The 26,298-nt window shown below is 61.1% G+C and carries 20 protein-coding genes; 3 read left to right on the top strand and 17 right to left on the bottom strand.

The features are described 5' to 3' along the window. Window positions 1–45: 45 nt before the first annotated feature. From cysG to EDE09_RS07035, 11 genes are all read right to left on the bottom strand, one after another. Window positions 46–1,524 (bottom strand): siroheme synthase CysG, encoded by a 1,479-nt coding sequence (cysG, locus tag EDE09_RS07085; RefSeq protein WP_132409463.1) that lies wholly within the window; start codon window positions 1,522–1,524, stop codon window positions 46–48. Beyond that, entirely contained in the window at window positions 1,496–4,168 is a 2,673-nt protein-coding gene (locus EDE09_RS07080) for a nitrate reductase (protein WP_132409461.1), read from the bottom strand. Before EDE09_RS07080 ends, cysG begins: the two co-directional genes overlap by 29 nt. 289 nt (window positions 4,169–4,457) lie before the next feature. Continuing rightward, window positions 4,458–6,191: a bifunctional protein-serine/threonine kinase/phosphatase gene (locus EDE09_RS07075; protein WP_132409459.1), complete on the bottom strand. Its 1,734-nt coding sequence runs from the start codon at window positions 6,189–6,191 to the stop codon at window positions 4,458–4,460. Window positions 6,192–6,241: 50 nt separating this feature from the next. Further along, window positions 6,242–7,087 (bottom strand): formate/nitrite transporter family protein, encoded by an 846-nt coding sequence (locus EDE09_RS07070; RefSeq protein ID WP_105371375.1) that lies wholly within the window; start codon window positions 7,085–7,087, stop codon window positions 6,242–6,244. Between the two features lie 49 nt (window positions 7,088–7,136). Further along, entirely contained in the window at window positions 7,137–7,475 is a 339-nt protein-coding gene (nirD, locus tag EDE09_RS07065; protein ID WP_105371376.1) for a nitrite reductase small subunit NirD, read from the bottom strand. A 5-nt stretch (window positions 7,476–7,480) separates the two neighbouring features. Continuing rightward, window positions 7,481–9,931 (bottom strand): nitrite reductase large subunit NirB, encoded by a 2,451-nt coding sequence (gene nirB / locus EDE09_RS07060; RefSeq protein ID WP_112799415.1) that lies wholly within the window; start codon window positions 9,929–9,931, stop codon window positions 7,481–7,483. Between the two features lie 4 nt (window positions 9,932–9,935). Then, window positions 9,936–10,733 (bottom strand): ABC transporter ATP-binding protein, encoded by a 798-nt coding sequence (locus tag EDE09_RS07055; RefSeq protein ID WP_105371378.1) that lies wholly within the window; start codon window positions 10,731–10,733, stop codon window positions 9,936–9,938. A gap of 11 nt (window positions 10,734–10,744) precedes the next feature. Continuing rightward, window positions 10,745–11,638: a nitrate ABC transporter permease gene (gene ntrB, locus EDE09_RS07050; protein ID WP_105371379.1), complete on the bottom strand. Its 894-nt coding sequence runs from the start codon at window positions 11,636–11,638 to the stop codon at window positions 10,745–10,747. A gap of 56 nt (window positions 11,639–11,694) precedes the next feature. Further along, the gene (locus tag EDE09_RS07045; protein ID WP_105371380.1) at window positions 11,695–12,993 is read right to left on the bottom strand and encodes a CmpA/NrtA family ABC transporter substrate-binding protein; all 1,299 of its coding nucleotides are present in this window, start codon (window positions 12,991–12,993) and stop codon (window positions 11,695–11,697) included. 343 nt (window positions 12,994–13,336) lie between these two features. Continuing rightward, window positions 13,337–14,614 (bottom strand): CmpA/NrtA family ABC transporter substrate-binding protein, encoded by a 1,278-nt coding sequence (locus EDE09_RS07040; RefSeq protein ID WP_205839316.1) that lies wholly within the window; start codon window positions 14,612–14,614, stop codon window positions 13,337–13,339. 37 nt (window positions 14,615–14,651) lie between these two features. Continuing rightward, window positions 14,652–15,239 (bottom strand): ANTAR domain-containing response regulator, encoded by a 588-nt coding sequence (locus tag EDE09_RS07035; RefSeq protein WP_105371382.1) that lies wholly within the window; start codon window positions 15,237–15,239, stop codon window positions 14,652–14,654. A 152-nt stretch (window positions 15,240–15,391) separates the two neighbouring features. Here EDE09_RS07035 and EDE09_RS07030 point away from each other — a divergent pair, with 152 nt between their 5' ends. After that, window positions 15,392–17,788 (top strand): DNA translocase FtsK, encoded by a 2,397-nt coding sequence (locus EDE09_RS07030; RefSeq protein ID WP_105371383.1) that lies wholly within the window; start codon window positions 15,392–15,394, stop codon window positions 17,786–17,788. A 61-nt stretch (window positions 17,789–17,849) separates the two neighbouring features. Here EDE09_RS07030 and EDE09_RS07025 read toward each other — a convergent pair whose 3' ends face one another. From EDE09_RS07025 to EDE09_RS07010, 4 genes are all read right to left on the bottom strand, one after another. Continuing rightward, entirely contained in the window at window positions 17,850–19,019 is a 1,170-nt protein-coding gene (locus EDE09_RS07025; protein WP_105371384.1) for a pyridoxal phosphate-dependent aminotransferase, read from the bottom strand. 70 nt (window positions 19,020–19,089) lie between these two features. Beyond that, entirely contained in the window at window positions 19,090–19,623 is a 534-nt protein-coding gene (locus EDE09_RS07020; RefSeq protein ID WP_105371569.1) for a flavin reductase family protein, read from the bottom strand. Then, the gene (locus EDE09_RS07015) at window positions 19,623–20,516 is read right to left on the bottom strand and encodes an aldo/keto reductase (protein ID WP_105371385.1); all 894 of its coding nucleotides are present in this window, start codon (window positions 20,514–20,516) and stop codon (window positions 19,623–19,625) included. The genes EDE09_RS07020 and EDE09_RS07015 overlap by 1 nt, the downstream gene beginning before the upstream one ends. Beyond that, entirely contained in the window at window positions 20,516–21,673 is a 1,158-nt protein-coding gene (locus EDE09_RS07010) for an LLM class flavin-dependent oxidoreductase (protein WP_105371386.1), read from the bottom strand. Before EDE09_RS07010 ends, EDE09_RS07015 begins: the two co-directional genes overlap by 1 nt. Window positions 21,674–21,771: 98 nt before the next feature. Between EDE09_RS07010 and EDE09_RS07005 the strand changes: the two genes are divergently transcribed. Together EDE09_RS07005 and EDE09_RS07000 are read left to right on the top strand one after the other, a co-directional pair. Beyond that, window positions 21,772–22,476, top strand: a complete 705-nt coding sequence (locus EDE09_RS07005) for a GntR family transcriptional regulator (RefSeq protein ID WP_105371387.1) — start codon at window positions 21,772–21,774, stop codon at window positions 22,474–22,476. Between the two features lie 24 nt (window positions 22,477–22,500). Further along, window positions 22,501–24,492: an alpha-glucosidase gene (locus tag EDE09_RS07000; protein WP_105371388.1), complete on the top strand. Its 1,992-nt coding sequence runs from the start codon at window positions 22,501–22,503 to the stop codon at window positions 24,490–24,492. Between the two features lie 26 nt (window positions 24,493–24,518). Here the strand turns inward: EDE09_RS07000 and EDE09_RS06995 are convergent, their stop codons facing one another. After that, the gene (locus EDE09_RS06995) at window positions 24,519–25,160 is read right to left on the bottom strand and encodes a ThuA domain-containing protein (protein WP_105371389.1); all 642 of its coding nucleotides are present in this window, start codon (window positions 25,158–25,160) and stop codon (window positions 24,519–24,521) included. Between the two features lie 16 nt (window positions 25,161–25,176). Continuing rightward, window positions 25,177–26,280, bottom strand: coding sequence for a Gfo/Idh/MocA family oxidoreductase (locus EDE09_RS06990; RefSeq protein WP_132409457.1), 1,104 nt, complete (start codon window positions 26,278–26,280; stop codon window positions 25,177–25,179). Between the last annotated feature and the right edge of the window lie 18 nt (window positions 26,281–26,298).

The raw sequence follows: 26,298 nt of genomic DNA, 5'->3' as shown, positions 1-26,298 counted from the left end.
AGGGGCGGTTTACCGCCCCTTCTCATTCCAGCTCATCCGCAAGTCTCAGGCGCGTACGGCCATCCTGCCATCCAGGCGATTTACGTCCGCAGTCCGGAGAGCCTTGCGGAATACGTCGCCGATGCCGATCAGCACCGGCTTGTCGATGCCGATTTCAGCCATCGCGGCAGGCATATCGCTCAACGAGCCGCTCCAGCGCCGTTCGTTTGGCCGGCTCACCGCGCTGACGATGACGACAGGCATGGTGGAGTTCATTCCCGCCGCCATAAGTCTGGCGGCAATCTCTCCGGCAGTGCGGCCGGACATGTAGTAGATGGTCGTAGTGCTGGAGTCGGCGAGCGCACGCCAGTCGAGATTATCCGGCAGCACCCCTTTGCGGGAATGGCCGGTGACGAATCGGACACCCTGCGCATGGTCGCGGTGGGTGAGCGACACGCCGAGCCTGGAGGCCATGGCACTGGCCGAGGTGATGCCAGGTACGATGTCGACGGGTATTCCCTCCTGCTCCAGGCAGGCGATCTCCTCGCCAGCACGGCCGAAGATCATCGGATCGCCGGATTTCAGACGCACGACGCGTTTTCCGGCCTTGGCGAACTTGACCATCATCGCGTTGATGTCTTCCTGCTTGCAGCTTTCACGGCCGCCGCGTTTGCCGACCAGCATCCGCTTTGCCTCGCGTCGAGCGAGTTCCAGCACATCGTCGGAAACAAGATCGTCGAAGAGAATGACATCTGCGGCCTGCAGGGCACGCATGGCTTTCAGCGTCAGCAATTCCGCGTCGCCGGGACCGGCTCCGACCAAGGTGACGCGGCCGATGGCGGGGGCTTCCGAGAGCCTTTCCGCCTCCCTCAAAAGCGCCCCGCCGACCGCCTCCTCCGGCGTATTGGAACCTGCAAATGCACGATCGACGAAACGCTCCCAGAAGGCGCGCCGTTGCTGACCAGGCGCGAGCCGGGCATTGATCTTTTCTCTCATCGATTGGGCAAGCTCTGCCCAGCCTTTCAGCGATTGCGGCAGGAGTGTCTCGATACGCCGACGGATCGCCTGAGCCAGGATCGGGGCTGCGCCGTCCGTGGAGATCGACACGACGACCGGCGAACGATTGACGATCGAACCGAACTGGAACTGGCAGAAGGCCGGCTTGTCGATCACGTTGACCGGTACGCCGGCTCTCAGCGCTGCATGGAAGAAGGCTTCCGCTTCGGCCTCCTCTTCGCAATCGGCGACCGCCAGGGTGGCCCCGTTCAGCACTTCGGCACTCCACATCCGGGGGTGATGTACAAAACGGCCTTGCGGATGTTCGGATCCGCGCCCGACCAACTGGCCGAAGGTCTCGGTGAGGTCTTTGGCATAAACGTGGACCTCGGCACCGCAGGCGGCCAGAAGTTCCGCTTTCCATGCCGCGGCATCCGATCCGCCTGCGACAATCACCCGCTTGCCCTCAAGCCCCCAGAAGACGGGAAGCTTCGCAAGGGGCGCCAGGCGGGCGGGCGCATCATTCCGCTGCTGCTGCAAGACATCCATCGATGATCCCCCTGATTTCTGCGCGGCAGGAGCCGCAATTGGTGCCGGCATTGGTTTCCCTGCCGATGGCTTCGACGCTGTGGCAGCCGCCCCGGACGGCACTGACGATGCGGTTGACGCCAACCGAGAAACAGGAGCAGACGGTGGCGCCTGGGTCGGGTTGGTCAGCGCCGGGCCGACCGGCGACGATGGCAAAGCGCTTGCGCAGGTCGCTATGTTCGGCCGTCAGCTGGGCGATCGCCCAGTTGCGGGCGACGGCAACGGGTTGGCGCGCAAGGAACAGGGCGGCAAGCAGTCTCGAGCCATCGAAGAAGGCGAGCCGAAGATCTCCGGTGTCATGATCGGCATAACCGAGGGGCTCGATATCGCCGCCTATGGAAAAGGCTTTCCGGCACCAGGCCGTCCAGTCGCCGACCTGATCCGCGAATGCCAGCTCCACCCGCCATCCGCCCTCGGCTTTGGCAAGAGCCCAATAATCGGCCTTCGGTGTGGCCGGTCTGGTGGATGACACTGCAAAACCATAAAGAGCGGCAGCGAAGGACCGCGCGGCAATGGCGACGTTCTTGGACGCAGGTTGGCCGGAATGGGGGTCGGTCACCGGAGCGACGAGTGCGTCGATGCGTGCCTGCGCCGCGAACTGGTCGTTCCAATGCATCGGCACGAAGACGCTGCCTTGCGCCTGCCGCTCAGTTACCAGCGCACGCACGATGGCTTTGCCGTAAGGACTTTCCAGCTGCACAAGCCCGGCGCCTCGGACGCCGAGCTCCATCGCATCGCGTGGATGTAGTTCGGCAAAGGGTTCGGCGATATGGCCCGAAAGCCTGGCGCTTTTGCCCGTGCGGGTCATCGTATGCCAATGATCGCGGACGCGGCCGGTGTTGAGTGTCAGCGGATATCGCGTGCTGCTCCGGTCCGTCTCCGGCGCCTGGACCGCAACGAAGCGGGCCTTGCGATCAGGGTGGAAGAAACCGCCCTCTGCGAAGAAGCGGGTCGTCGCGGGCTGCGAGCCAGCAGGTTGCGGCCATTGGAAAGGCATCAAGGCGTTATAAGAAGGGCCATCGATTGCCGCGTGAGCGCCGATGTCGAAATCGCGGCTGCCCTCGTTCTCGAATGCCGAAAGCGCCGCGTGTTCGGCGAAAATCTCGGCCGCCGACGAAAAGTCGAAGCCTGTGAAACCCATGCGGCGTCCGACTTCAGCAACCTGCCACCAGTCGGCCCTGGCTTCCGCGGGAGCGGCCAGGAAGCGTCGCTGGCGGGAAATGCGGCGTTCGGAATTGGTGACGGTGCCATCCTTTTCGCCCCAGCCGACAGAGGGCAACAGCACGTGCGCATGGCGCGCCGTATCGGTCTCGTGCTGAATATCGGAGACCACGACGAAGGGGCAGGCCTGTATGGCTGCCTCGACCGCATTCGCATCCGGCATTGAAACAACCGGGTTCGTTGCCATGATCCACAGCGCCTTGATACGTCCGTCAGCCACGGCGCGGAACATATCCACCGCCTTCAGCCCAGGTTTCTGCGCGAGTGTCGGCGATGCCCAGAACCGCTGCACACGGTCGCGATGCTCCGGGTTTTCGACCGCCATATGGGCGGCAAGCATGTTTGCCAGCCCGCCGACTTCTCGTCCGCCCATGGCATTCGGCTGACCGGTCAGCGAGAAAGGCCCCATGCCGGGTCTACCGATGCGGCCCGTGGCCAAGTGGCAGTTGAGGATGGCATTGACCTTGTCGGTACCGGTCGAGGATTGGTTGACGCCCTGGCTGTAGCAGGTCACCACCTTTTCGTTCGTTTCGAACAGCCGGAAGAATTCGAGCAGCTGGGAAACCGGCAGACCGGTGCGCGTGATCAAAGTGTCGAGCGTGAGCGCCGATGCGGATGCGAGTGAGTCTGCAAAACCTTCTGTGTGGGCGGAGATATAGGCTTCGTCTATGGCCAGGCTTTTGCTGAGATGGGCAAGCAGGCCCATAAAAAGCGCAACATCCCCATCGGGGCGGATCGCCAGATGCAGGTCGGCAATGTCGCAGGTCATGGTGCGGCGGGGATCGATAACGACTACTTTCATAGCCGGCCGCGCAGCCTTAGCGGCCGCAAGGCGCTGGTAGATCACCGGATGGCACCATGCGAGGTTGGAGCCGGTGAGGATCACCAGATCGGCAAGTTCCAGGTCCTCATAGGTCCCGGGAACGGTGTCGGAACCGAAGGCGCGGCGATGGCCGGCAACGGAGGAGGACATGCAGAGCCGGGAATTGGTATCGATGTTCGCAGAACCGATGAAGCCCTTCATCAGCTTGTTGGCGACGTAATAATCTTCCGTCAGCAATTGTCCCGAGACATAGAAGGCAACTGAATCGGGTCCATGTTCGGCAATGGCCTCGGAAAACTTGCGGGCGACAAGATCCAGGGCCTCGTCCCATTTGCTGCGCTCGCCGTGAATCTCCGGATAGAGGATCCGACCGTCAAGATCGATGGTTTCGGCAAGCGCCGAGCCTTTCGAACAGAGGCGGCCATAGTTGGCGGGATGGTCGGCATCGCCCGCGATCTTGACCGTACCTGTCCCATCGACGGAGGCGATGACGCCGCAGCCTACGCCGCAATAGGGGCAGGTGGTCCTTGTGCTGTTCTCATTCCGGAGTTCTGGGCGCATCGGCCTACTAGTTCCTCGCTGGACGACAGATTGCTGAAGCGGCATTCCCAGGAGCCGGAAACGAAAAACGCTGCGCAATCAACCAGTCCCGAAAGGACTCTGGGTGAGTACACAGCGTCGATGCTGGCGCCTGAATTTGGGCTTTCGGCGGGTCCGCTCCGTTGCAGATTTGCCGGTTGGAACATGGCTGAAAGGGCCTTTTGCTCCGCCTGTATCATCGCAAAAGAAACGGAATTGCACAAGATTTAATAAGATGCAATTGCAGCTCAAAAATTGTGCATATGCCTTTTCAGGTGAAGTCTTGGGCCAGTAGACTGATAATGATCAGCCCTAAAAACAGGCTTAGCACCTTCCAAAACAGCAGCGGGTTACGTTCCATCAACGAAGGCGAACGGGTCCTGAGGAGCTTCGCATTCGGATGCGACAAGTCATATTCGAATTCCGAGAGTTCGGTGTATCGTTTGGCTGGATCGGGATCGACGGCCTTGCGGATGGCTTCCTCGACCCAGTCCGGCACATCGGGGCGGATTTCGCGAAGGCCGGCGAAACGAAGTTTCCGCTGCTCTTTCTTGCTTCTTGTGCGTGCGACCGCCGGGCCATAGGGCAGTCGGCCCGTCAGCATGTGGTAGGCAATCGCCCCGAGCGAGTAGAGGTCGGACTGCTCGCTTCCCCGCTCGCCTGCGAAATATTCCGGCGCGGCGTATTGCACCGTCCCGAGTATGTCGGGGTCATCAAGGCTCGGCGCCGCTTCGATCACTCCGGCCACTGCTGCCGATCCGAAGTCGATGATTTTCACGGTACCGCTCCGATCGATCATGATGTTTTCAGGCCGCAGGTCCTGGTGGATGATCTCCTTCCGGTGCAAGGCACGAAGCCCATTGGCGATCTGGCCGACGATATCCCGCACCGACCGAAGATCCGCCTTTGGCCGATCGGCCATCCACTGGGCAAGGGTCTCGCCCTCCACATAATCCATCACCAGGTAGAGCGACCGGCGCGGCTTGAGCGGCTGCCGGCTCTTCAACACGTGAATGCTTGAGACCCGGCGTGCGACCCATTCCTCCATCGCGAAGCGCCGAAGGTAGTTCTCGTCCTGGCGCATGTCTGCGGAGGGAAATTTCAAGACCACGTTCTCGCCGGTTTCCGGCTGGGTTGCGAAAAAGATGTGGCTGCGACTGCTTGCATGGATCTGCCGATGGAGCCGATATCCCTCGAAATCGCCGGGAATCCGGGGCAGGGAGGCTGGAGGCAGGGAACCCGCAAGATCGAAGACCGGTTCGAAATCGTCATGCGGCAGGTTGTCGATCCGAACGACCTGGATCGTCAGATTGTCGTCGCTTCCCGCTTCATATGCCGAGGCGGCAATGTCCTTGGCCGCAGCGGACAGATCTCCTTTTGACATGAGGCGCGCTGCGATATGGCGAGGAGCGACATGGTCATGGATGCCGTCTGTGGTCAGTACGAAAACGTCACCGGTATGGATGTCCAGCCGGTGATAATCGATCTCCACCGAAGGAAGGAGGCCAAGCGCGCGGCCGAGATAGCTTTCGCTCTGCGATGGGGTCAGGCGGTGGTCGCTTGTCAGCGGCTCCAGACTGTCGCCCGACAACCGCCAGATACGGCTGTCGCCCATATGGAAAATATGTGCCCGACGCCCCTTCAGTACGAGCGCCGAAAATGTGGTGACATGCGCGCGATCGAGATTCTCCACACCCCGGTTCTGCGCATGGAGCCAGGAATTAGTGGCGTCGATCACACGGCTCGCCGCAGTCTTCACCGTCCAGGCATCGGAGGTGCAGTAGTAATCGGTCAGGAAGCTCTTGACCGCAGTCTCGGCGGCGATGTGGCTGACCGGACTTGAGGAGATGCCGTCGGCGATGGCAAGCGCCACGCCCTTCATTGCAAGAACGGCGCCTTCGGGGACGATGGCGCCGTGGAAATCCTGATTGATTGCCTTGCGGCCCGGCGCCGAATACTGGCCGATGTCGACCTTGAGTTTGCCCGGGGCGAGAGACTGCAGCATAGATTTTTCCTGGAGGGTGGCTCCGCCGGCCGCGGCGGAGCCAGTGCAGACTACTCCGCGGCGACAAGCCGTGTCGCGGGCTTTTCTTCACCCTTGCGGCTTGGCGAGGTCTTGTAGTGGGTGGCGTAGATCACGCCGCCGACGAAGGTCAGGCCGCCCACAAGGTTACCGACTACGGTGGGGATTTCGTTCCAGAGGAAGTAGTCCAGCCAGGTGAAATGACCGCCCAGCATGATGCCCGACGGGAAGAGATACATGTTGACGATGGAGTGCTCGAAACCGAGATAGAAAAAGACCAGGATCGGCATCCACATGGCAATGACCTTGCCGGATACCGAATTGGACATCATGGCGCCGATGACGCCCGTCGAAACCATCCAGTTGCACATGACCGCCCGCACGAAAAGGGTCAGCATGCCGGCCGCTCCAGCAGCAGCGTAACCGATCGTGCGCGATTCACCGATCACACCGATCTTCTGGCCGACGGCGTTGGGCGCTTCGGAAAAGCCCATGGTAAAGATGATCGCCATGAAGAGGGCGGTCGTCATGGCGCCGGCAAAATTGCCGACAAAGACGAGACCCCAGTTGCGCAGCACGCCGCCGAGCGTCACGCCTGGCCGCTTGGCGATCAAGGCCAGCGGTACGAGCGTAAAGACGCCGGTAAGGAGGTCGAAGCCCATCAGGTAGAGCATGCAGAAGCCGACCGGAAAGAGCAGTGCGCCTAGCAGCGGCTGTCCGGTATTGACCGTGATGGTGACGGCGAAGGCTGCTGCCAGTGCCAGGATGGCGCCGGCCATATAGGCGCGGATCAGGGTGTCCTTGGTGGACATGAAGATTTTCGATTCACCCGCGTCGATCATTTTCGTCGCGAGTTCCTGCGGGGCTACATAGGACATGGTTTATTTCCTCCACCAGTCATGATTTTTGTAGAGAGTGTGGCAAGCATCATTCGGCTGCGGCGAGCGCCAGGCTCTCGAGAGCCATGAAGATTTCGTCGCCGCGTAATTCCAGTTGGATGGTTTTGACGGAGCCTTCGTCGGCACCGAGCGCCTTGCCGGTTTCGAGCGAAATCACCCAGTTGTGGAGCGGACAGGTCACCGAAGTGCCGTGCACGATCCCCTGGCTGAGTGGGCCGCCCTTGTGAGGGCAGTGGTCTTCGATGGCGAAAACCTGGTTTTCAGCAGTGCGGAACACCCCGATCTTACCCATGGGCGTCTTCACGCAGCGGGCGCCGCGAAGCGGGATGTCATCGATCTTGCCGATTGCAATCCAGTTCATCGTCATCTCCTTTACTCCGCGGCCTGATTGAAGCCGACAGTCGCCATCGGCCTGAACTCGTGCTTGTCCTTGCCGGAAACGCGCTCGGACCAGGGGTCAACCTGCGCAAATTTCTGGCTGAAGACGAAGCGCTCGTAATAGGCCTTGCGCTTTTCCGTATCGGTCATGATCTGCCGGCGGATTTCGTCGAGGCCGATGCGCTTCGCCCATTTGTAGATGCGCTCCAGGTAACGGCCCTGCTCGCGGTACATCTGGGTCAGTGCCACGATGTGCTCCAGCGCCTCGTCCTCGGTCTTCACCAGGCCAAGCACCTCCGTGCCCTTGATGTCGAGGCCAGCGGCGCCTGCGAAATGGATCTCGAAGCCCGAGTCCACGCAGATGACGCCGATATCCTTGCAGGTTGCCTCGGCGCAGTTGCGCGGACACCCGGAGACGGCCATTTTCAGCTTGGCAGGCGTCCAGGAACCCCACATGAATTTCTCGATGCGGATGCCGAGGCCCGTCGAATCCTGCGTGCCGAAGCGGCACCAGTCGGAGCCGACGCAGGTTTTTACTGTGCGCAAGCCCTTGGCATAGGCCTGGCCGGAGACGAAACCCGCCTTGCCGAGATCGGCCCAGACAGCCGGCAGATCTTCCTTCTCGACGCCTAGAAGGTCGATACGCTGACCGCCCGTCACCTTCACCAACGGAATCTCGAACTTGTCGACCACATCGGCGATCGCGCGCAATTCCTGGGAGTTGGTGACACCGCCCCACATGCGCGGAACAACGGAATAGGTGCCGTCCTTCTGAATATTGGCGTGGACACGCTCGTTGATGAAACGCGACTGGTAATCATCGGCATATTCGTCCGGCCAGTCGCAGACGAGGTAGTAGTTGAGCGCCGGGCGGCACTTGGCACAGCCGCAGGAGGTCTTCCACTCCAGTTCCTGCATGACGGCAGGGATCGTCTTCAGCTTCTTCGCTTTGATCAAGCGGCGGACGTCGTCATGGCCGAGTTCTGTGCAGGTGCACATGGGAGTGACAGCGGCCGGGTTGTAGGCGTCACCAAGCGTGAGCGCCATCAACTGCTCGACAAGCCCGGTACAGCTGCCGCAGGAAGCGGAGGCCTTTGTGTGAGCACGCACATCGTCCAGCGACGTCAGGCCTTTGGCTGTGATCGTTGAGGTGATCTTGCCTTTGCAGACGCCGTTGCAGCCGCAGATCTCCGCATCATCCGGCAAGGCTGCAACGGCCGCCATAGGGTCCAGCGGAGAACCCCCTTGATAGGCCTGTCCGAAGATCAGCGTGTCACGCATTTCCGAAATGTCGGTCGCTTTTTTCTTCAGATCGTTGAACCAGGCGCCGTCGGAGGTCTCGCCGTAAAGCACGGTGCCGATGATGCGGTTGTCCTTGAGGACGAGGCGCTTGTAGACGCCCGCAGTGGCATCGCGCAGCACGATTTCCTGGCGGTCGTCGCCGTCGGCGAAATCACCGAGCGAGTAGAGATCGATGCCGGTGACCTTGAGCTTGGTCGGCGTGTCGGAATGGACGAAGGCAGGCTTCGTATCGCCCGCGAGGTGCGCGGCCGCGACGCGCGCCATTTCGTAGAGCGGCGCGACGAGGCCGTAGACCATGCCGCCCACTTCCGCACATTCGCCGATGGAGAAGATGTCGCCATCCGAGGTCTGCATGCCGGCGTCGACAACGATGCCGCGATTGACGGCAAGTCCGGCTTCCTTGGCCAGGCCGACATTCGGCCGGATGCCGACCGCCATGACAACGAGCGTTGCCGGGATGATGCGGCCGTCGTCGAGTTCGATGCCTTCCACTTTGCCATCGCCGATGATCGCTTTGGTATTGGCTTTGCAGATGACCCTGATGCCGCGATCTTCGACGGCTTTCTGAAGGAGATAGCCAGCGGCGGGATCGAGCTGACGTTCCATCAGCGTCGGCATGACATGCAGCACGGTCACGTCCATGCCACGCTCGGCAAGTCCGGCCGCAGCTTCAAGCCCAAGCAGACCGCCGCCGATCACCACGGCCTTGGCGCGTGACTGGGCGGCGAGCAGCATAGCGTTGACGTCGTCCAGGTCGCGATAGGTGATGACGCCGGGAAGATCCTTGCCAGGCACCGGAATGATGAAAGGTACCGAGCCGGTGGCGATCACCAGCTTGTCGTAACTCTCGGTGACGCCGTGATCGGAGGTGACCGTCTTCGCGGCGCGGTCGATCGCGACGATCTTGTGGCCCTTGTAGAGCGTGATGCCGTGATCGATGTACCAGCCGTCACCATGGATGACGATCTGCTCGTAGGTCTTCTCGCCCGAAAGGACGGGCGAGAGCATGATGCGATCGTAGTTGACGCGCGGTTCGGCATTGAAGATCGTGACCTGATAGCGGCCCGGCGCCTGTTCGAAGAGGTGTTCCAGCATGCGCCCGGGGGCCATGCCATTACCGATGATAACAAGTTTCTCAGTCATGATATTACTCCGCGGCTTCAACGAAGCGGTGGCGTTCGTAGAGGAATTTGAGGACGGCCTCGCGGCACTTGAGGTATGTGCGGTCGGAGGCGAGTTCGATGCGGTTTCGGGGGCGGTCGATCTGCACGTCGAGGACTTCGCCGATCCGGGCCGACGGTCCGTTGGTCATCATGACGATGCGGTCGGAAAGCAGCACCGCCTCGTCGACGTCATGGGTGATCATGACCATCGTGTTGCCGAGGCGCGAGTGGATTTCCATGACCGCATCCTGCAGATGCGCGCGGGTCAATGCGTCGAGAGCGCCGAAGGGCTCGTCGAGCAGCAGGATCTTTGGCTCCATGGCAAGAGCCCGGGCGATGCCGACGCGCTGCTTCATGCCGCCGGAGATTTCCGAGGGCCGCTTGTCCTTGGCGTGTGCCATCTGGACGAGGTCGAGATTGGCCATCACCCAGTCGTGGCGTTCGGCCTTGGTTTTCGTCCGGCTGAAGACCTTGGCGACGGCGAGATTGACGTTTTCATACACCGTCAGCCAGGGCAGCAACGAGTGGTTCTGGAAGACCACGGCACGTTCCGGCCCGGGCGCATTGACCTCGCGGTTTTCAAGCAGGACAGCGCCGGCCGAAACCGGCGTCAACCCGGCGACGAGGTTCAGCAAGGTGGACTTGCCGCAACCCGAATGGCCGATGATGGAGACGAATTCACCCTTGGAGATCGTCAGGTTGATGTCCTTCAACACCTCGGCGCGCACGCCGCCGCGGTCGAAATATTTGTCGATATGGTCGAGCTTCAGATAGGCGTTCATGGGTCCGCTCCTCAGTTTGCCGAAGCGCCGCGGGTGATGATCTTGCCGAGCGCGGAAACCAGCTTGTCGAGGGCGAAGCCGACAACGCCGATATAGGCGAGTGCGACGATGATGTCGGGCAGCCGCGACGAGTTCCAGGCATCCCAGATGAAGAAGCCGATGCCGACACCGCCGGTCAGCATTTCGGCCGCGACGATCGCGAGCCAGGAAAGGCCTACACCGATGCGCAGGCCGGTGAAGATGTAGGGTGCCGCCGACGGCAGCATGATCTTGAAGAAAAATTCGAACTGGTTAAGGCGCAGCACCTGGGCGACGTTGCGATAATCCTGCGGGATATTGCGCACGCCGACGGCGGTGTTGATGATCACCGGCCAGATCGAGGTGATGAAGATTACGAAGATTGCCGATGGGTTTGAGTCCTGGAAGGCGGCGAGCGACAGCGGCAGCCAGGCGAGCGGCGGCACGGTGCGCAGGACCTGGAAGATCGGGTCAAGGCCGCGCATCGCCCAGACGGACTGGCCGATGATCGCGCCGACGATGACGCCGGCGATTGCGGCAAGCCCAAAGCCGTAGGCGACGCGCTGCAGAGATACCAGGACGCGCCAGCCTAATCCGATATCCTGGGAGCCATAGTTGAAGAAGGGGTAGGCGATCAGGTCATAGGCTTCCGTCCAGACGACATGCGGCGATGGCAGCGAGGCCTGCGGCGACGAACAAAGTACCTGCCAGACGAGTAGGATCAGCGCCAGGACGACGACCGGCGGAACAACGTTACGCAAGGCGGCCGCCCCCATCCGGCGGACATCGATCTTGGCGACCTGTCTGCCGGAAAAGGGGACGACTTTGCCAGCCGGTTTGGCTGAGGCGATCGTGGAGAGTTTTTCTTTTTTTGCCAGGGCGGACATCAGCGCTCCTTATGAATAAAAAGCCGGCGCGCCCGTCACGCGCCGGAGGCGGGGGTTCAGGACGCAGCCTTGATCGAAAGGCTGTCGAGATAGGCCGAGGGATTTTCCGGGTCGAAGACCTTGCCGTCGAAGAAGGTTTCCTTGCCGCGCGAGGACGAGGCGGGGATATCGGCAGCCGCGACGCCAAGCTCCTTGGCGGCCACGCGCCAGATATCCTCGCGGTTCACCTGATTTACCAATGCCTTGATATCGGTGTCGGCGGGCAAGTATCCCCACCGGGCGTTTTCGGCCATGAACCAGGTGTCATGGCTCTTGAACGGATAGGAGGCGCCATCCTTCCAGAACTTCATGTAAAGATCGGTGCCCTTGGCCTCGCGGCCGTTGCCGTAGTTGATGTCGCCCTGGAGACGGCCGAGAACATCCTTCGCGGGAACGTTGAACCACTGGCGCTTGCCGAGGATCTCGGCCATTTCCGCCTTGTTGTCCATGCTGTCGCACCATTGCTGGGCTTCCATGACGGCCATAAGCAGGGCCTTGCCGGCGTTGGGGTTCTTTTCGATCCAGTCGGCGCGAAGGCCGAGCGCCTTTTCGGGGTGCCCCTTCCAGAGTTCGCCGGTGGTGGCGGCCGTGAACCCGATGCCCTGGTTCACGAGTTGCTCGTTCCATGGCTCGCCCACACAGAAGACGTCCATGTTGCCGACCTTCATGTTGGCGACCATCTGCGGCGGCGGCACGACGATGGTGGATACGTCCTTGTTCGGATCGATGCCGCCGGCGGCGAGCCAGTAGCGGATCCAGAGGTCGTGGGTGCCGCCCGGGAAGGTCATGGCAGCCTTGATTTCCTTGCCCTCGGCCTTCTTCTTTTCGAAGGCAGCCTTCAGCCTGGAGGCATCGAGTTGCACGCCGGTATCGGCATATTCCTTGGCGACCGAAATGCCCTGGCTGTCGAGATTCAGGCGAGCGAGGATCGCCATCGGCACCGGCTTGTTGTTCTGCGTCACCTTGCCGGTGTGCATGAGATAGGGAAGCGGCGAAAGGATATGGGCTCCGTCGATGCCGTTCGCGGCGCCGCCGAGGACGAGGTTGTCGCGGGTCGCGCCCCAGGAGGCTTGCTTGGAGACGTCCGCATCAGGAAGGCCATGCTTTTCGAAAAGCCCCTTCTCCTTGGCAATGATGAGGGGAGCGGCATCGGTGAGCGCGATGAAGCCGAGCTTGACGCCGGTTACCTCCGGGCCAGCACCGGCTGCGAAAGCACCGGACGGAAAGGCAGTCTTGACTGCGCCGATGAGGGCGGCAGTGGCAGTCGTCTTGAGCATGCAGCGGCGTGTGATGCCGGTCGTCAAAATCTTGGTCATGCGCAGGTTCCCTCTGCTGGCCGGTTTTAGGCACAAAAAAACGCCGCTCGGAAATTGCGTCCACGGGATGGGAGGATCCCGGACAGCAAAGACCTTGCGACGTCGGTGTCTTGTGTAAGCGCTTATGCCGCGCCTATCCGCGCCGGTCGCCATTGACCGGTGCAGATAAAGCAATGCAAAGGGCGTGCCAGTTTGCGGGTGGGGATCTAGAGCGCTGAATTTAAAGAAATATTTTCGCTATGAAATTCGCAGCTTAAATATGAAGCTGCGTGCCGTGCTGCAATATTTTTGTGCGATTGCTAAATTGAAGGCGCGCAAACGATGTGCACCGATTGCGGCATTCTCAGATTTCGTGTCGCTCGGCATTGTCTGCCAAAGGGCTGCGGACAGCGAAATTCTCAATATAGGCGGCGATGTTGGACGGGTCGAAGACATGGCCGTCCATGAAGCGATCGCCATCGCGTTCGCCTTCGATACCGATATCGGCATTGGCCGGACCGGTGCCCAAGGCGGCACGGTAAAGGTCGGGTCGGTAGGCGCTTGCCGCCGCGCGAAGTCCCCGTTCGTTGAACTCTGCCTGACCCCAGCGGATCATCTGACTGTAGAGCCAGAGGGCGTGGCTGGGGCGGGGATAATTCGCAAAGCCGCGATGAAACGTGAAATAGTCCTCGATGATCCGGCGGTTTCCCTTGGCGTCGAGGCTGAATTGCCCCGCAAGAACGTGGCGGATGATATCCACCGGCGCGGCGATGAAGCGGGGGCTGGCCAGGGCTTCGGCGAGCGCATCGTGATTTTCAGGCCGGTCGCACCAGCGGGCTGCCTCATCGAGCGCCACGAGGAGCCGCGATACGGTCTCTGGCCGGCTTTCGGCCCAGTCCGGCCGCATGCCGATCACTTTTTCCGGTGCTGACGGCCAGATATCCTGCTTGGCAGCGACGATGCGGCCCACACCACGTTCGGAGGCCACCATATTCCATGGCGCGCCGACGCAGAACCCGTCGATCGCACCCGCTGCGAGGGCGTCCGAGGTCATCGGCGGCGGGACGACGACCAGCTTCACGTCACGATCCGGATCTATTCCTCCTGCTGCAAGCCAGTAGCGAAATTCGTAATTGTGCGAGGAAAAAGGGTAGGTCATGCCGAGCGTCGGCAAAGGCTCTCCCCGTTTTCTCATCACCTCCAGTACCTTTGCCAAAGCTTCCGCGTTTTCGAGAGCGGTGGCGTTTTCGGCAATCCCCGCAATCTCTCGCATGCGTTCGAAAAGGCGGGTGGAAAGGGTGATGGCATTGCCGCCCTGGCCAAGCGAGAACGGCGTGATGGTGGGCGATGGATTCGAGCCGAGCCCCAGCATGGAGGCGACCGGCATCGGCGACAGCATGTGGGCGATTTCGAACTGACGGAAGGCGAGGCGATCGCGCACATTCGCCCAGGATACGTCCTTCACCAGGTCAAGCGTCACGCCCTCCTTGCGCGCAAAGCCGAATTCGGCGGCGGCGATCAGCACGGAGGCGTCCACCAGCGGAATGAAGCCGGCGCGCAAAACTCTCGGACCTTCGCCATTGACGCGCGCGGGCGTGGGGAGGTCGCTTCCGGATTGGCCGATTTTCGTCATCATGTTCACTCCGGCTTTCTCCCGGAAATCTTCCTGGGCGAAAACATCACATCAAAAGTCCGGCGGCGGTCACGACGCTTTGCGCGATCTCCGACATCTTCTTTTTTTCATTCATGGCAGTCTGGCGAAGCAGCGCGAATGCTTCCTCTTCCGAAAGGCCGCGCATCTTCATCAGAATGCCCTTGGCGCGCTCAATGACCTTGCGCTCCTCCAGCGCCGATTTCGCTTCGGCCAGTTCACGCTGAAGGCGGCTGAAGGCGTTGAAACGGCTGACCGCCATGTCGAGGATCGATTTGACGCGCTCCTTCTTCAGCCCGTCAACGACATAAGCTGAGACCCCTGCTTCCATCGCCGCCTCGATAAGTGCCGTATCGGACCGGTCTACGAACATGGCGATCGGTCTGCTCACGGTGCGGGTGAGCTGGAAAAGGTGCTCCATCATGTCGCGATTGGGGTTTTCGATATCGATGACGATGACGTCCGGCTTCAAGGTTTCGATGATCCGGGCGACGCCCTGAACCTCATGGATGACCGTCACATTGCTGTGGCCAGCCTCCCGCAGCCCTTCCTCGATGATGGAAGCGCGGATGGCATTTTCGTCCATGACCAGAATGGTGAGATCGGGAGCCCGCATTCATATAATGTTGCCGCAGTGCAGCAACCTTGGCAAGCGTGATCATCAATTGCCTGAATTGCATCGTCGCGAGGCAGTCTGGAAAGAAGCGGTTAACCTTTATTTTTTACTTAATGAAAGGATGTGCCATCCTCGTATCTCGTCCGGGTCTCATGCAATTTTCACGTCTTAATTTTCCCCAGAGTTCCGACCAATCCGGTGCCGAAGGCGATGCCGCGCAGGAGCGCGCCCATCCCAAGAGTCTCGAGGATTTCAACCAGCCCGTGCTGGAGCAGGCGCCGTGGCAGGCCGCGTTTCGGCTTGCGCCGAACGTGCGCTTCACGCGGACGCCCGAAAGCGTCTTGCACCGGAGGCCGCTCGGTACCGAGCCTTCCGGCCCGTCCGCCGTCACAGAGACGGGCGGCGAGGCGGAAGCCGTTTCCTCGGAGATGTTCATCAACGCCGCCGACCATGATTCGGAAGCCGTCGCTGAACAGGCGATAGTGCCGGTCGAGGAAATAGCGGGCCTGCAGAGGCTCGCCGCGACGATGCGGCGAACCGCGGCCGAAGAGCAAACCATGATCATTTCGTACCGAGAGGCAATTCCCGTGATGGCGGCACCTACCGAAAGCCGGCGGGATATCGCAATTTCCGACTTTGCATTCTGGGATGTGATGCCGTTCGAACTGGAAGGCTCGGCGCCTGTCGAACCACTGGTTGTTCCTCTTCAACCGGAAATGCGGCCAATCGCGGCGCAGCCAGGTCAACCGGTGACCAATCTTTACCGCGAGGTGCCCCGAAAGCCGGCTGCCCGCGCCGTCGTCGTTGCACCGTCTCCGAGGCCGGAGCCGATCAAGGTTCCGGAGCCCGTGGTTCCCGTTCAGGTTGCTCCGCGGCCGGCCGCGAAGGCCCTGGCTCCCGTTCTGGCAGAGCCGCCGCAACCGGTACCTGTTATCACCGCTGCCGCGGTGCCGCAGCCCGAGCTTCCACGTGCGCGGGCTGTTCGTCCGGCCGTGGCGGAATATGAATTCCCACCGATCTCCCTGCTGCAGGAGCCGCAAGGCGAGCGCGGCCAGGCGTTTCAGCCGGATGCCCTGCAGCAGAGTGCCGGCCTGCTCGAAAGCGTTCTTGAGGACTTCGGCATTCGCGGGGAGATCATCGACGTGCGGCCGGGCCCGGTCGTTACGCTTTACGAGTTCGAGCCCGCGCCGGGTGTGAAATCTTCCCGTGTCATCGGCCTCTCGGATGATATCGCCCGGTCGATGTCGGCGCTTTCGGCGCGTGTCGCCGTTGTGCCCGGTCGTAATGTGATCGGCATCGAACTACCGAATGCGACCCGCGAGACAGTCTATTTCCGCGAGCTGATCGAATGCGAGGATTATTGGGAGACCAAGCATCGGCTGGCGCTCTGCCTCGGCAAGACCATCGGCGGCGAACCCGTCATCGCCGAGCTTGCCAAGATGCCGCATCTGCTCGTCGCCGGCACCACCGGCTCGGGCAAATCGGTTGCCATCAACACCATGATCCTGTCGCTCCTCTACCGGCTGCGCCCGGAAGAGTGCCGGCTGATCATGATCGATCCGAAGATGCTCGAGCTTTCCGTCTATGACGGAATCCCGCATCTCCTGACCCCCGTCGTTACCGATCCCAAGAAAGCCGTTCTTGCGCTGAAATGGGCGGTGCGCGAGATGGAGGACCGCTATCGCAAGATGTCGCGCCTCGGTGTCCGCAATATCGATGGCTACAATCAGCGCGCGGCGCTTGCCCGCGACAAGGGTGAGGTGATCACCGTCAGCGTGCAAACCGGGTTTGACCGCAGCACGGGCGAGATCGTCTACGAGGATCAGGAGCTCGATCTGTCGCCGATGCCCTACATCGTCGTCATCGTCGACGAAATGGCCGATCTGATGATGGTGGCCGGGAAAGATATCGAAGGCGCGATCCAGCGGTTGGCGCAGATGGCGCGTGCCGCCGGCATCCATCTCATCATGGCGACCCAGCGCCCTTCGGTCGACGTCATTACCGGCACCATCAAGGCGAACTTCCCGACCCGCATCTCCTTCCAGGTGACCTCGAAGATCGACAGCCGCACGATCCTAGGCGAGCAGGGCGCCGAGCACCTGCTCGGCCAGGGCGACATGCTGCACATGGCAGGCGGCGGTCGGATTTCCCGCGTCCACGGACCTTTCGTGTCGGATGCCGAAGTGGAATCCGTCGTGCGTCATCTCAAGACCCAGGGCCGGCCGGATTATCTCGGCACGGTCACCGAGGATGAGGACGAGGCGGAAGAAGAGGACGTTTCGCAGGAAGCCGTCTTCGATAAGAGCGCCATGGGCGGTGACGACAGCGACGAGCTTTACGAAAAAGCGGTCAAGGTGGTCATGAAGGACAAGAAGTGCTCGACCTCCTATATCCAGCGGCGCCTGTCGATCGGCTATAACCGCGCCGCCTCCCTGGTCGAACGCATGGAGCAGGAAGGTTTGGTCGGGCCTGCGAACCATGTCGGCAAGCGCGAGATCATCGCCGGCGGTCGCCCGAATGTGGCCGTGGCCGAGGATTTCGGCGATTGACGACCCATTTCCCTTCGTGGGGAGGTGGGATTGGTGCAGCTCATTTGGTGGAGAGTGCGACTTATCGGCTACGGATATAGTCGCTCAGCCGGTTCGCCGCATCCTCGATCTGCAGCGGATCGCGCAGATAGCATGCGCGCATGAAACCCTGGCCGCCCGGCCCAAAGGCGGTTCCCGGCGCCATGCCGACGCCCGTCTTGTCGACGATCCTGAACGCCTCTTCGCGGCTGTCGGTGACGCCATCGATCTTCAGGAAGGCGTAGAGAGCGCCATCCGGCTTACGGGTTTCGACGCGGTTGGTGGCGATCAGCGCGTCGCAGAGGATATCGCGGGATATGCGTGCCCGTTCGATATTGGTGCGGACGAAATCGTCCCCTTCGTCGAGTGCAGCAATCGCGCCCTTTTGCATGAACTGAGCAACGCCTGAGGTCGAATACTGGATGAGATTGGTCAGTGTCTGGCCGATCTCGGCAGGTGCTACCATCCAACCGACGCGCCAGCCGGTCATGCACCAGTTCTTCGAGAAGGAATTGGCGAAGATGATCCGGTCTTCCGGCTCGATGACGTCCATGAAGGACGGCGCGCGGGCGCCATTGAAATAATAGAGACCGTAGATTTCGTCGGCGATGATCCAGAGGCCGTGCTGGCGGGCGAGTTCGAGGACCGCCTTTAAATCCTCGCGGGTTGCCGTCCAGCCGGTCGGATTGGATGGCGAGTTGATAAAGAGCGCGCTGGTCTTCGGCGTGATTGCCGCTTTCAGCCGTTCCATGTCGAGCACCCAGCGTCCGTCCTCAAAGCCCAGTTCCACGGCAACCGGCTTCGCTTCCGAAACGCCGATCGCATTCACCACATTCGGCCATGCCGGCGAGAGGTGGATGATCTCGTCGCCGGCAGATGCAACCGTCTGGATCGCAAGCACGATCGACTGCATGCCCGAGCCGGTGACATAGATGTTGTCAAGCGCAAGGGTTACTCCGTAGTGCCGCTGGTAATAGCGGACGATCGCTTCGCGAAGCGCCGGAATGCCTTGGGTCCAGGTATAGAAGGTTTCTCCGGCGAGAAGCGCTTCGCTGGCTGCGCGGGTGATGAAATCGGGCGTTGGAAGGTCGCCTTCGCCGATCCAGAGCGGCATCAGGTTTTCGCGGCCTCGGGCGTAGGTCACGATTTCGCCGATGCCGCTGCGGGGCGCTGCCGCGGCGCGGGCGCTGATGTCCGGTCTGATGATTGTCATGATTGGCCTGTCGGAATTGCGTCTTCCCTGCCTAGGCTCAACTCCGCAGAGAGGTCAACATTTTTCCCGGCTACTGGCTGCCCGCGCTCTCAAAACGTCCGAACATGCCGCGCGAGAAACACAGCGGATCGCCTTCGCGATGGGCGGCACGCAGGACGAGGCCGATGAGCAGCGTGTGGTCTCCGGCGTCGTGCATAGAGGTGAGCCGGCATTCGAACCGGGCGAGTGTGCCGGGAATGACCGGTACACCCTCGCTGTTTTCGCTCCACTCCAGCTCGTCAAACCCAAGTCCGCCGCGCGTGAAGCGGGCGCTTAGGCGATCCTGCTCCGCACTCAGCACATGGATCGCGAAATGATCCGCAGCGGTGAAGGCCGGATGCCGGCTCGAGCTCTTGGCCGGTGACCAGAGGACGAGCGGCGGGTCGAGCGACACGGAGGTGAAGCTGTTCACCGTCATGCCGATCGGCCCTTTCGGCGTCTTTGCCGTCACCACCGTCACTCCCGTCGTGAACGTGCCGAGCGCATTGCGATAATGCCTTGCAGTCGATGCATTGGGGATGAAGAGCTGTTCTTTCAGGCTCTGGATGGTGTCGGCTGAAGGCATCATGGCACCTGCTTTCCAAGGGCTGCGGTGTAGAGTTCGAACCAGGTCTGGCGGTCGATCTTGACCTTCATGGCATCTACGCTCGCCGCGATGCGGGCGATATTGTTGGTGCCGAGAACCGGCAGGATATTGGCCGGATGCGCGAGCAGCCAGGCGAGCGCCACTGCGGTTGCATCGACATCGTGTTCGCCGGCGACCCGCTCCAGAAGCTTCATCAAAGCGGCATTTTCCGGCTTGAAGAGTGAGCCTCCCCCAAGCGGTGACCAGGCCATGGGCGCAATCATCCGCTCCTGAAGGTATGCGAGGTCGCCGTTGGTAAAGGCTTCGGCAGCGAGAAGGCTCATCTCGATCTGGTTGGTGACCAGCGTGTTTTCCATGGACGACTGAAGCAGCGAATAGTCCCACGGCCGGAAATTCGAAACGCCGACGGCGCGAACCTTTCCGGAGGCGACGAGCGCGTCGAGCGCCGGTCCCGTTTCGTCCGGATCCATGAAAGGGTCGGGACGGTGGATCAGCAGCAGGTCGATGTGTTCGGTTGCGAGGTCGCGCAGCGACGCCTCGACCGAAGCATTGATGTGTGCGGCACTGGTATCGTAATGCTTGCCGCGGACTGAGGAATGCCGGCCCGCAGGCGCAACGATGCCGCATTTGGTGACGATTTCGATCTTGTCGCGCAGGGAAGGCGAGGCCTTCAGCGCCGCGCCGAAGATCGCCTCGGCCGTATAGCCTCCGTAGATATCGGCGTGGTCCATGGTGGTGATGCCCTTAGCGAGGCAGGCCTCGATCTTCGCCTGGACATGCTTGGGTGAGGTGTCCGGATCGTCACAGATGCGCCAGGTGCCATAGACGAGGCGGCTCAGTTTCAGTTCGGGCGAAAGTTGAATGCGGTCCATCAGTGGCGTCTTCCTGTACCGAGGGACGTTGCGGGGGTCTCTGCCGGCACGCGACCATAGGCATGCGGCAGGGAGCAGGTCTTTAGCTGCGGCAGCACCTTCTGGCCGAAATGTTCCGCCTCGTCGAGATGAGGGTAACCGGAAAAGATGAAGGCGCGGATACCCATTTTCTGGTAAGCCTCAATCTCCGAAAGTACTTGGTCGACGGATCCTACAAGTGCCGCGCCGCAGCCGGAACGTGCCCGGCCGATGCCGGTCCACAGATGCGGCTCCACATAGCCGAATTTATCCGCGAGTTCGCGGGTGCGGGCCTGATGTGAAACACCGAGGGAAATGCTGTCATGAGCGCGGCTGCGGATCAGCCGGCCGTATTCGTCATCCAGCTTCGAGACCAGATGTTCGGCGTATTCCCGTGCTTCCTGTTCGGTATCGCGAACGATCATATGGACCCGCAGGCCATAATCCAGCGTGCGGCCGTGCGCCTGTGCCCGTTCATTGACAGCCTTCATGCGCTCGGCGATCTGATCCTTGGGTTCCGGCCACATCAGATAGACGTCGCACTGCGCGCCGCAAAGCTCCAGCGCATCCGGCGAATAGCCTCCGAAATAGAGAAGGGGGCCGCCATTCTGTTGGTAAGGTCGCGCGGGTTCGGTCGAAACGCCCTTGAATTGATACACCTCGCCTTCGTGATCGATTGTCTCGCGCGTCCAGGCCTGCCGGAGGATCTGCACCACCTCATGGCTGCGCCGGTAGCGGAAGGCGCTGTCAGCGATCTCGCCCGGAAAATCGGAACTGATGACGTTGAGGGTCAGCCGGCCCTTCAGCATGTGATCGAGGGTGGCCACGGTGCGGGCAAGCATGATCGGCTGCATCTCCCCGCAACGGATCGCGGCCAGAAGATTGATCTTCTCGGTGATCTGCGAACAGGCCGCGACGAAGCTCAGCGTATCCTGGCCGACCTGGTAGGAGGAGGGGCAGAGGATATTGCGGAAGCCTAGTTTTTCCGCTCGTTTGACGATATCCGAGCAATGCTCCCAGCTCGATTTCAGACTGTCCTCGGGTACGCCGAGATAGGCATAGTCGTCCGAACACAGCGCCGAAAACCAGGAGACCTCCGCCGCATCGAGCTCCGGCGATGTAATCGGCACAACACTCATAAACGCTCCTCCGTCCTTGACGATTGTCACTTGCATAACATCCGATTTGATGTAGATCAATGATGTATCAATTTTTCTCGGGGAGGAGAAAAGAGTTCATGGAGAGCCATCCCGGCAGTCTGCCTATCTATCTGCAGATCACCGAGCTGCTCGTGCGCGACATCGCTGCCGGCCGGCTAATCGACGGCGAGAAGCTTGCGCCGGAGCGGGATATGGCCACGCAGCTCGGCATTGCGGTCGGGACGCTGCGCAAGGCGCTGGCGGAGCTTCAGGCGCGGGGGCTCCTCGAGCGGGTGCAGGGATCCGGCAACTACGTCCGGGCGGTGAGCGATCCGAGAAGTGTCTATGCGATGTTCCGACTGGAGCTCATCCAGGGCGGCGGATTGCCGACGGCGGAAGTGCTGGATGTGACTCGGCTCGACAAACCGGGGATATTGCCGAAATTCGGCTTTTCGCCGGAAGGACATCGCATTCGCCGCATTCGTCGGCTGTCCGGGCAGATGGCGGCCCTGGAAGAGATCTGGCTCGACGGGTCCTATACGCCCTCGATCACGGCCGCAGATCTCTCGGAATCCCTCTACCTCTATTATCGGACCCGGCTCGGTCTTTGGATCTCGAAGGCCGAGGACAGGATCGATCTCGACACGGTGCCCGAATGGGCTCCGCCGACATTCGGGCAAAGACCCGGCGCCCCGATTCCCCACGTATTGCGGCTCAGTCAGGCGCAGGACGGTGCGGTGGCCGAGGTCTCCCGCACCTGGTTCGATCATTCGGTGGCACGTTACGTGTCGCGACTCCGGTAGGGATCTCAATTGATTAGCAGAATGATGAAATTCCACGCGACATCTGAAGGTTTCTCCATCTCTTTGAGCGGCCGCACGGTCCTGCAGCATACGGCCTCGTCCCCGTCCGTCTTCGTCGGGCATGGCCAGGAACGGATGGATATGTATCGCGGCAATTTCGAGGTCGAGGATTATATCGTCGAACGCAGCCCGCTACGGCATGCAGAGGTGGATGGTTCAAAGATTAGCCTGTCGGAGGCTGAGGGCCTGCCGCCGCGTCTGGAGCTGACGATCGAGGGATCCACGATCTTTTTCCGATCGCTGGACGACAGCATCAATCGTTTCTGGATCCGCATCCACGCCGAACATGACGAGCATGTCTGGGGCGGCGGCGAGCAAATGTCCTATTTCGACATGCGTGGGCGCCGTTTTCCGCTCTGGACCTCCGAACCTGGCGTCGGCCGCGACAAGACGAGCGAGATCACGTTCAAATCCGATCTCAAGGACAAGGCCGGGGGAGATTACTACAACACCAACTATCCCCAGCCGACCTATCTCTCCTCTGCCCGATATGCGCTGCATGTCGAGACGACTGCCTATTCCATCTTCGATTTTCGCCGCCGGTCATTTCACGAGCTTGAGGTGTGGGCCGTGCCGGAGCGGATCGAATTTTACTGCGCTCCGACCTTTGCCGAGCTTGTGACCATGCTGTCACTGCGTTTTGGCCGGCAGCCGGAGTTGCCGGACTGGGTCTACAAGGGAGCAATCATCGGTCTCAAGGATGGCTCCAATTCCTTCGAGCGACTGGAGAAGATGCGAAAAGCCGGGGTGCAGGTTTCCGGCCTCTGGTGCGAAGATTGGGTCGGCATCCGCCAGACCTCGTTCGGCTCACGCCTTTTCTGGGACTGGCAGGCCAACGAGGAACGTTATCCCGATCTGCGGCAACGCATTGCTGCCCTGAATGACGAAGGCATCCGGTTCCTGGGTTATGTGAACCCCTATCTCGCTGTCGACGGATCTCTTTTCCCGGAGGCCGAAGCCGCCGGTTATTTCGCCAAGGACCAGCTCGGCCGTACGGCGATCGTCGATTTCGGCGAGTTCGACTGTGGCGTCGTCGACTTCACCAACCCGGAAGCCGCCGACTGGTTTGCCGAGGAAATCATCGGTCGGCGTATGCTGGACTATGGACTGTCCGGATGGATGGCCGACTTCGGCGAATATCTTCCGATCGACGTCGAGCTTGCGAACGGCATAGATGCCAAGCTGATGCATAATGCCTGGCCGACGCTGTGGGCCGAGGTCAATGCCATGGCGGTCGAAAGCCGCGGCAGGGCGGGGGACGCGCTGTTCTTCATGCGGGCCGGCTTCACGGGCGTGCAGAGGCACTGTCCGCTGCTTTGGGGCGGGGATCAGTCCGTGGATTTTTCCCGGCATGATGGACTGGTGACCGTCATTTGTGCGGCGCTGTCGTCGGGGCTGCTGGGGAACGCCTATCATCATTCCGACATAGGCGGTTACACCAGCCTCTTCGGCAATGTCCGCACACCCGAATTGATCATGCGCTGGGCGGAAATGGCCGCGTTCACGCCGGTCATGCGAACGCATGAGGGGAACCGGCCGCGCGACAATGTGCAGGTCGATCAGGACCCTGACGTCCTTGCTCACTTCGCGCGGATGACGCGGATCTATGTTCATCTCGGGAAATATCTGAAGAGCTTGTCGCGGGAGGCGTCCACCTGCGGCCTGCCTGTGCAGCGGCCTCTCTTCCTGCATTTCGAGCACGATCCGAAGACCTATGCGATTCAGGATGCCTACCTCTACGGCTCCGAACTGCTGGTGGCGCCGGTGTGGCACGCTGCGCAGGAAGAGCGCCTGGTTTATCTGCCGGAAGGGGCAGATTGGGTGCATGTGTGGAGTGGCGAGGAGTTTGCCGGTGGGGAAGAAGTGACGGTTGCTTCGCCGATCGGCCATCCACCGGTCTTCTACCGGGCGGATGCCTTGTTCAAGGAAACCTTTGCCGCCTTAAGAGGGATATAGGGGCGACTCCGTCGCCCGTACCTATATCAACGCGCAGCCCAATTCGCACCGCGGCGGAAGATGGTCTTCATCTGCGGCACGTCGAATTCCTTCGCCTGATGGCCGAGCGAGGAATAAAAGACGCGGCCCTTGCCGTATTTACGCTTCCAGACGACCGGCATGACGACGCCGTCGATCCAGTAGGCATGGTCGCCTGTGAAGGTGGTGGTCGCGAGCACCTCATTCGAAGGGTCGATGTGCATGTAATATTGCTCGGATGTGTAGGGGAAATCGGTGATCCCTTCCACCAGCGGATCGTCCGGCTTGGTGATGTTGACCGTGTAGTCGATGATGTTGCCGGGATGGGCGACCCATTGGCCGCCGATAATGAACTGATAGTCGACGGATTCGCGAAAAGCGTCGCCTGCGCCGCCGTGATAGCCGGCGATGCCGACGCCGCTTTCGACTGCGGCCGCAAGGTTCTTGACCTCTTCCTTCTCGATCTTCGACATGGTCATGATCGGGACGATCAGGCTCAGGTCATGGATCGAGGGATCGGCGAAGGCTTCGGTCGAATGTTCGAGATAGACCTTGAACCCGTCCTCTTCGAGCATGTCCTTGATGATGGCTGCGCATTCCTGCGGCTCATGTCCGCTCCATCCGCCCCAGACGATCAATGCTTCTTTCATGTCTTCCTCCTGGAATTTACTTGGCGAGCCGGCCGTCGACGAGGGAGTCGGAGAGCGGCGCCGGGCGCACCACGGCGGTGGTGATTTCGATCGTTCGGGCGGTTTCGGCGGCGGTATGGAACGCTTCCATGACCTCCAGCACATGCAGCGCCAGATCGCCGTTGGCGCGATGTGCCCGGTTGGAGCGGATCGCGTGGGCCATGTCCGCCACCCCGATCGACCGATAGTTGCCGTCCGCATAGGGCATGGTCACGGGTTGATCTTCGAACTGGCCACCCTTCTTGAGGTACTCGACCGGGCCGCCGAAACGGTTCGGGTCCGGAACGATCAACGTACCTTCCGTGCCGTAGACCTCGAGCGGCACATGCTTGTGGCCCGCAACATCGAAGCTCATGCCGATCTGCACGACCGCGCCGTTGGCAAATGCCATGACGCCGGCGACATGCGTGGGCACATGGACGGGAATGCGCTCGCCGTTGCGGGGTTCGCTGGTTACGATGCGCTCCTTGCGGGGCGTGATTGCGAAGCCTGCGACCTGCGCGACCGGGCCTAGAAGGTTGACGAGATCGGTGATGTAATAAGGCCCCATATCGAGCATAGGCCCGCCGCCCACTTCGTAATAAAAGGCAGGGTTCGGGTGCCAGCGCTCGTGGCCGGGGCACATGAAGGTGGCGGTGCCGCCGACTGGGATGCCGATAACACCTTGATCGATCAATGCGCGGGCGGTCTGGTGACCACCGCCCAGGAAGGTATCGGGAGCGGCGCCGATGCGCAGGCCTTTCGCCTTCGCCACCTCCGCCAGTTTTTTCCCCTCGGCGAAATTAATCCCGAGCGGCTTTTCCGAATAGGTGTGCTTTCCCGCGTCGAGCGCCTGCAGACCGACCGCCACATGCGCTTTCGGAACAGTCAGATTGACGATGATCTCCACCGTCGGATCGCCAAGCAATTCGTCTACCGTTCTCGCCGGCAGACCGAACTCGGAGGCCTTGGCCTCGGCCAGCTCGCGGTTGAGGTCGGCCAAGCCGCGAATGTCGAGAATGGGAAAGTCAGCGGTCATCGCCTTCAGATAGGCGCCTGAAATATTGCCGCATCCAATGATGCCGATGCCGACCTTGTTCATTATTCCTCCTCCCGATAA

It is taken from the genome of Neorhizobium sp. S3-V5DH, assembly GCF_004343065.1.
Classification (GTDB): domain Bacteria; phylum Pseudomonadota; class Alphaproteobacteria; order Rhizobiales; family Rhizobiaceae; genus Neorhizobium; species Neorhizobium huautlense.
The sequence above is the reverse complement of the archived record's forward strand: the minus strand, read 5'-3'. Positions and strand labels throughout refer to the sequence as shown.

Coding starts and splice junctions, on each gene's coding strand:
- cysG (WP_132409463.1), bottom strand. CDS start 1,524: ATGGATGTCTTGCAGCAGCAGCGGAATGATGCGCCCGCCCGCCTGGCG.
- EDE09_RS07000 (WP_105371388.1), top strand. CDS start 22,501: ATGAAATTCCACGCGACATCTGAAGGTTTCTCCATCTCTTTGAGCGGC.
- EDE09_RS07070 (WP_105371375.1), bottom strand. CDS start 7,087: ATGTCCTATGTAGCCCCGCAGGAACTCGCGACGAAAATGATCGACGCG.
- EDE09_RS07030 (WP_105371383.1), top strand. CDS start 15,392: ATGCAATTTTCACGTCTTAATTTTCCCCAGAGTTCCGACCAATCCGGT.
- EDE09_RS07035 (WP_105371382.1), bottom strand. CDS start 15,239: ATGCGGGCTCCCGATCTCACCATTCTGGTCATGGACGAAAATGCCATC.
- EDE09_RS06995 (WP_105371389.1), bottom strand. CDS start 25,160: ATGAAAGAAGCATTGATCGTCTGGGGCGGATGGAGCGGACATGAGCCG.
- EDE09_RS07045 (WP_105371380.1), bottom strand. CDS start 12,993: ATGACCAAGATTTTGACGACCGGCATCACACGCCGCTGCATGCTCAAG.
- EDE09_RS07010 (WP_105371386.1), bottom strand. CDS start 21,673: ATGAGTGTTGTGCCGATTACATCGCCGGAGCTCGATGCGGCGGAGGTC.
- EDE09_RS07055 (WP_105371378.1), bottom strand. CDS start 10,733: ATGAACGCCTATCTGAAGCTCGACCATATCGACAAATATTTCGACCGC.
- EDE09_RS07020 (WP_105371569.1), bottom strand. CDS start 19,623: ATGCCTTCAGCCGACACCATCCAGAGCCTGAAAGAACAGCTCTTCATC.
- EDE09_RS07075 (WP_132409459.1), bottom strand. CDS start 6,191: ATGCTGCAGTCTCTCGCCCCGGGCAAACTCAAGGTCGACATCGGCCAG.
- EDE09_RS07080 (WP_132409461.1), bottom strand. CDS start 4,168: ATGCGCCCAGAACTCCGGAATGAGAACAGCACAAGGACCACCTGCCCC.
- nirD (WP_105371376.1), bottom strand. CDS start 7,475: ATGACGATGAACTGGATTGCAATCGGCAAGATCGATGACATCCCGCTT.
- EDE09_RS07005 (WP_105371387.1), top strand. CDS start 21,772: ATGGAGAGCCATCCCGGCAGTCTGCCTATCTATCTGCAGATCACCGAG.
- ntrB (WP_105371379.1), bottom strand. CDS start 11,638: ATGTCCGCCCTGGCAAAAAAAGAAAAACTCTCCACGATCGCCTCAGCC.
- EDE09_RS07015 (WP_105371385.1), bottom strand. CDS start 20,516: ATGGACCGCATTCAACTTTCGCCCGAACTGAAACTGAGCCGCCTCGTC.
- nirB (WP_112799415.1), bottom strand. CDS start 9,931: ATGACTGAGAAACTTGTTATCATCGGTAATGGCATGGCCCCCGGGCGC.
- EDE09_RS07025 (WP_105371384.1), bottom strand. CDS start 19,019: ATGACAATCATCAGACCGGACATCAGCGCCCGCGCCGCGGCAGCGCCC.
- EDE09_RS06990 (WP_132409457.1), bottom strand. CDS start 26,280: ATGAACAAGGTCGGCATCGGCATCATTGGATGCGGCAATATTTCAGGC.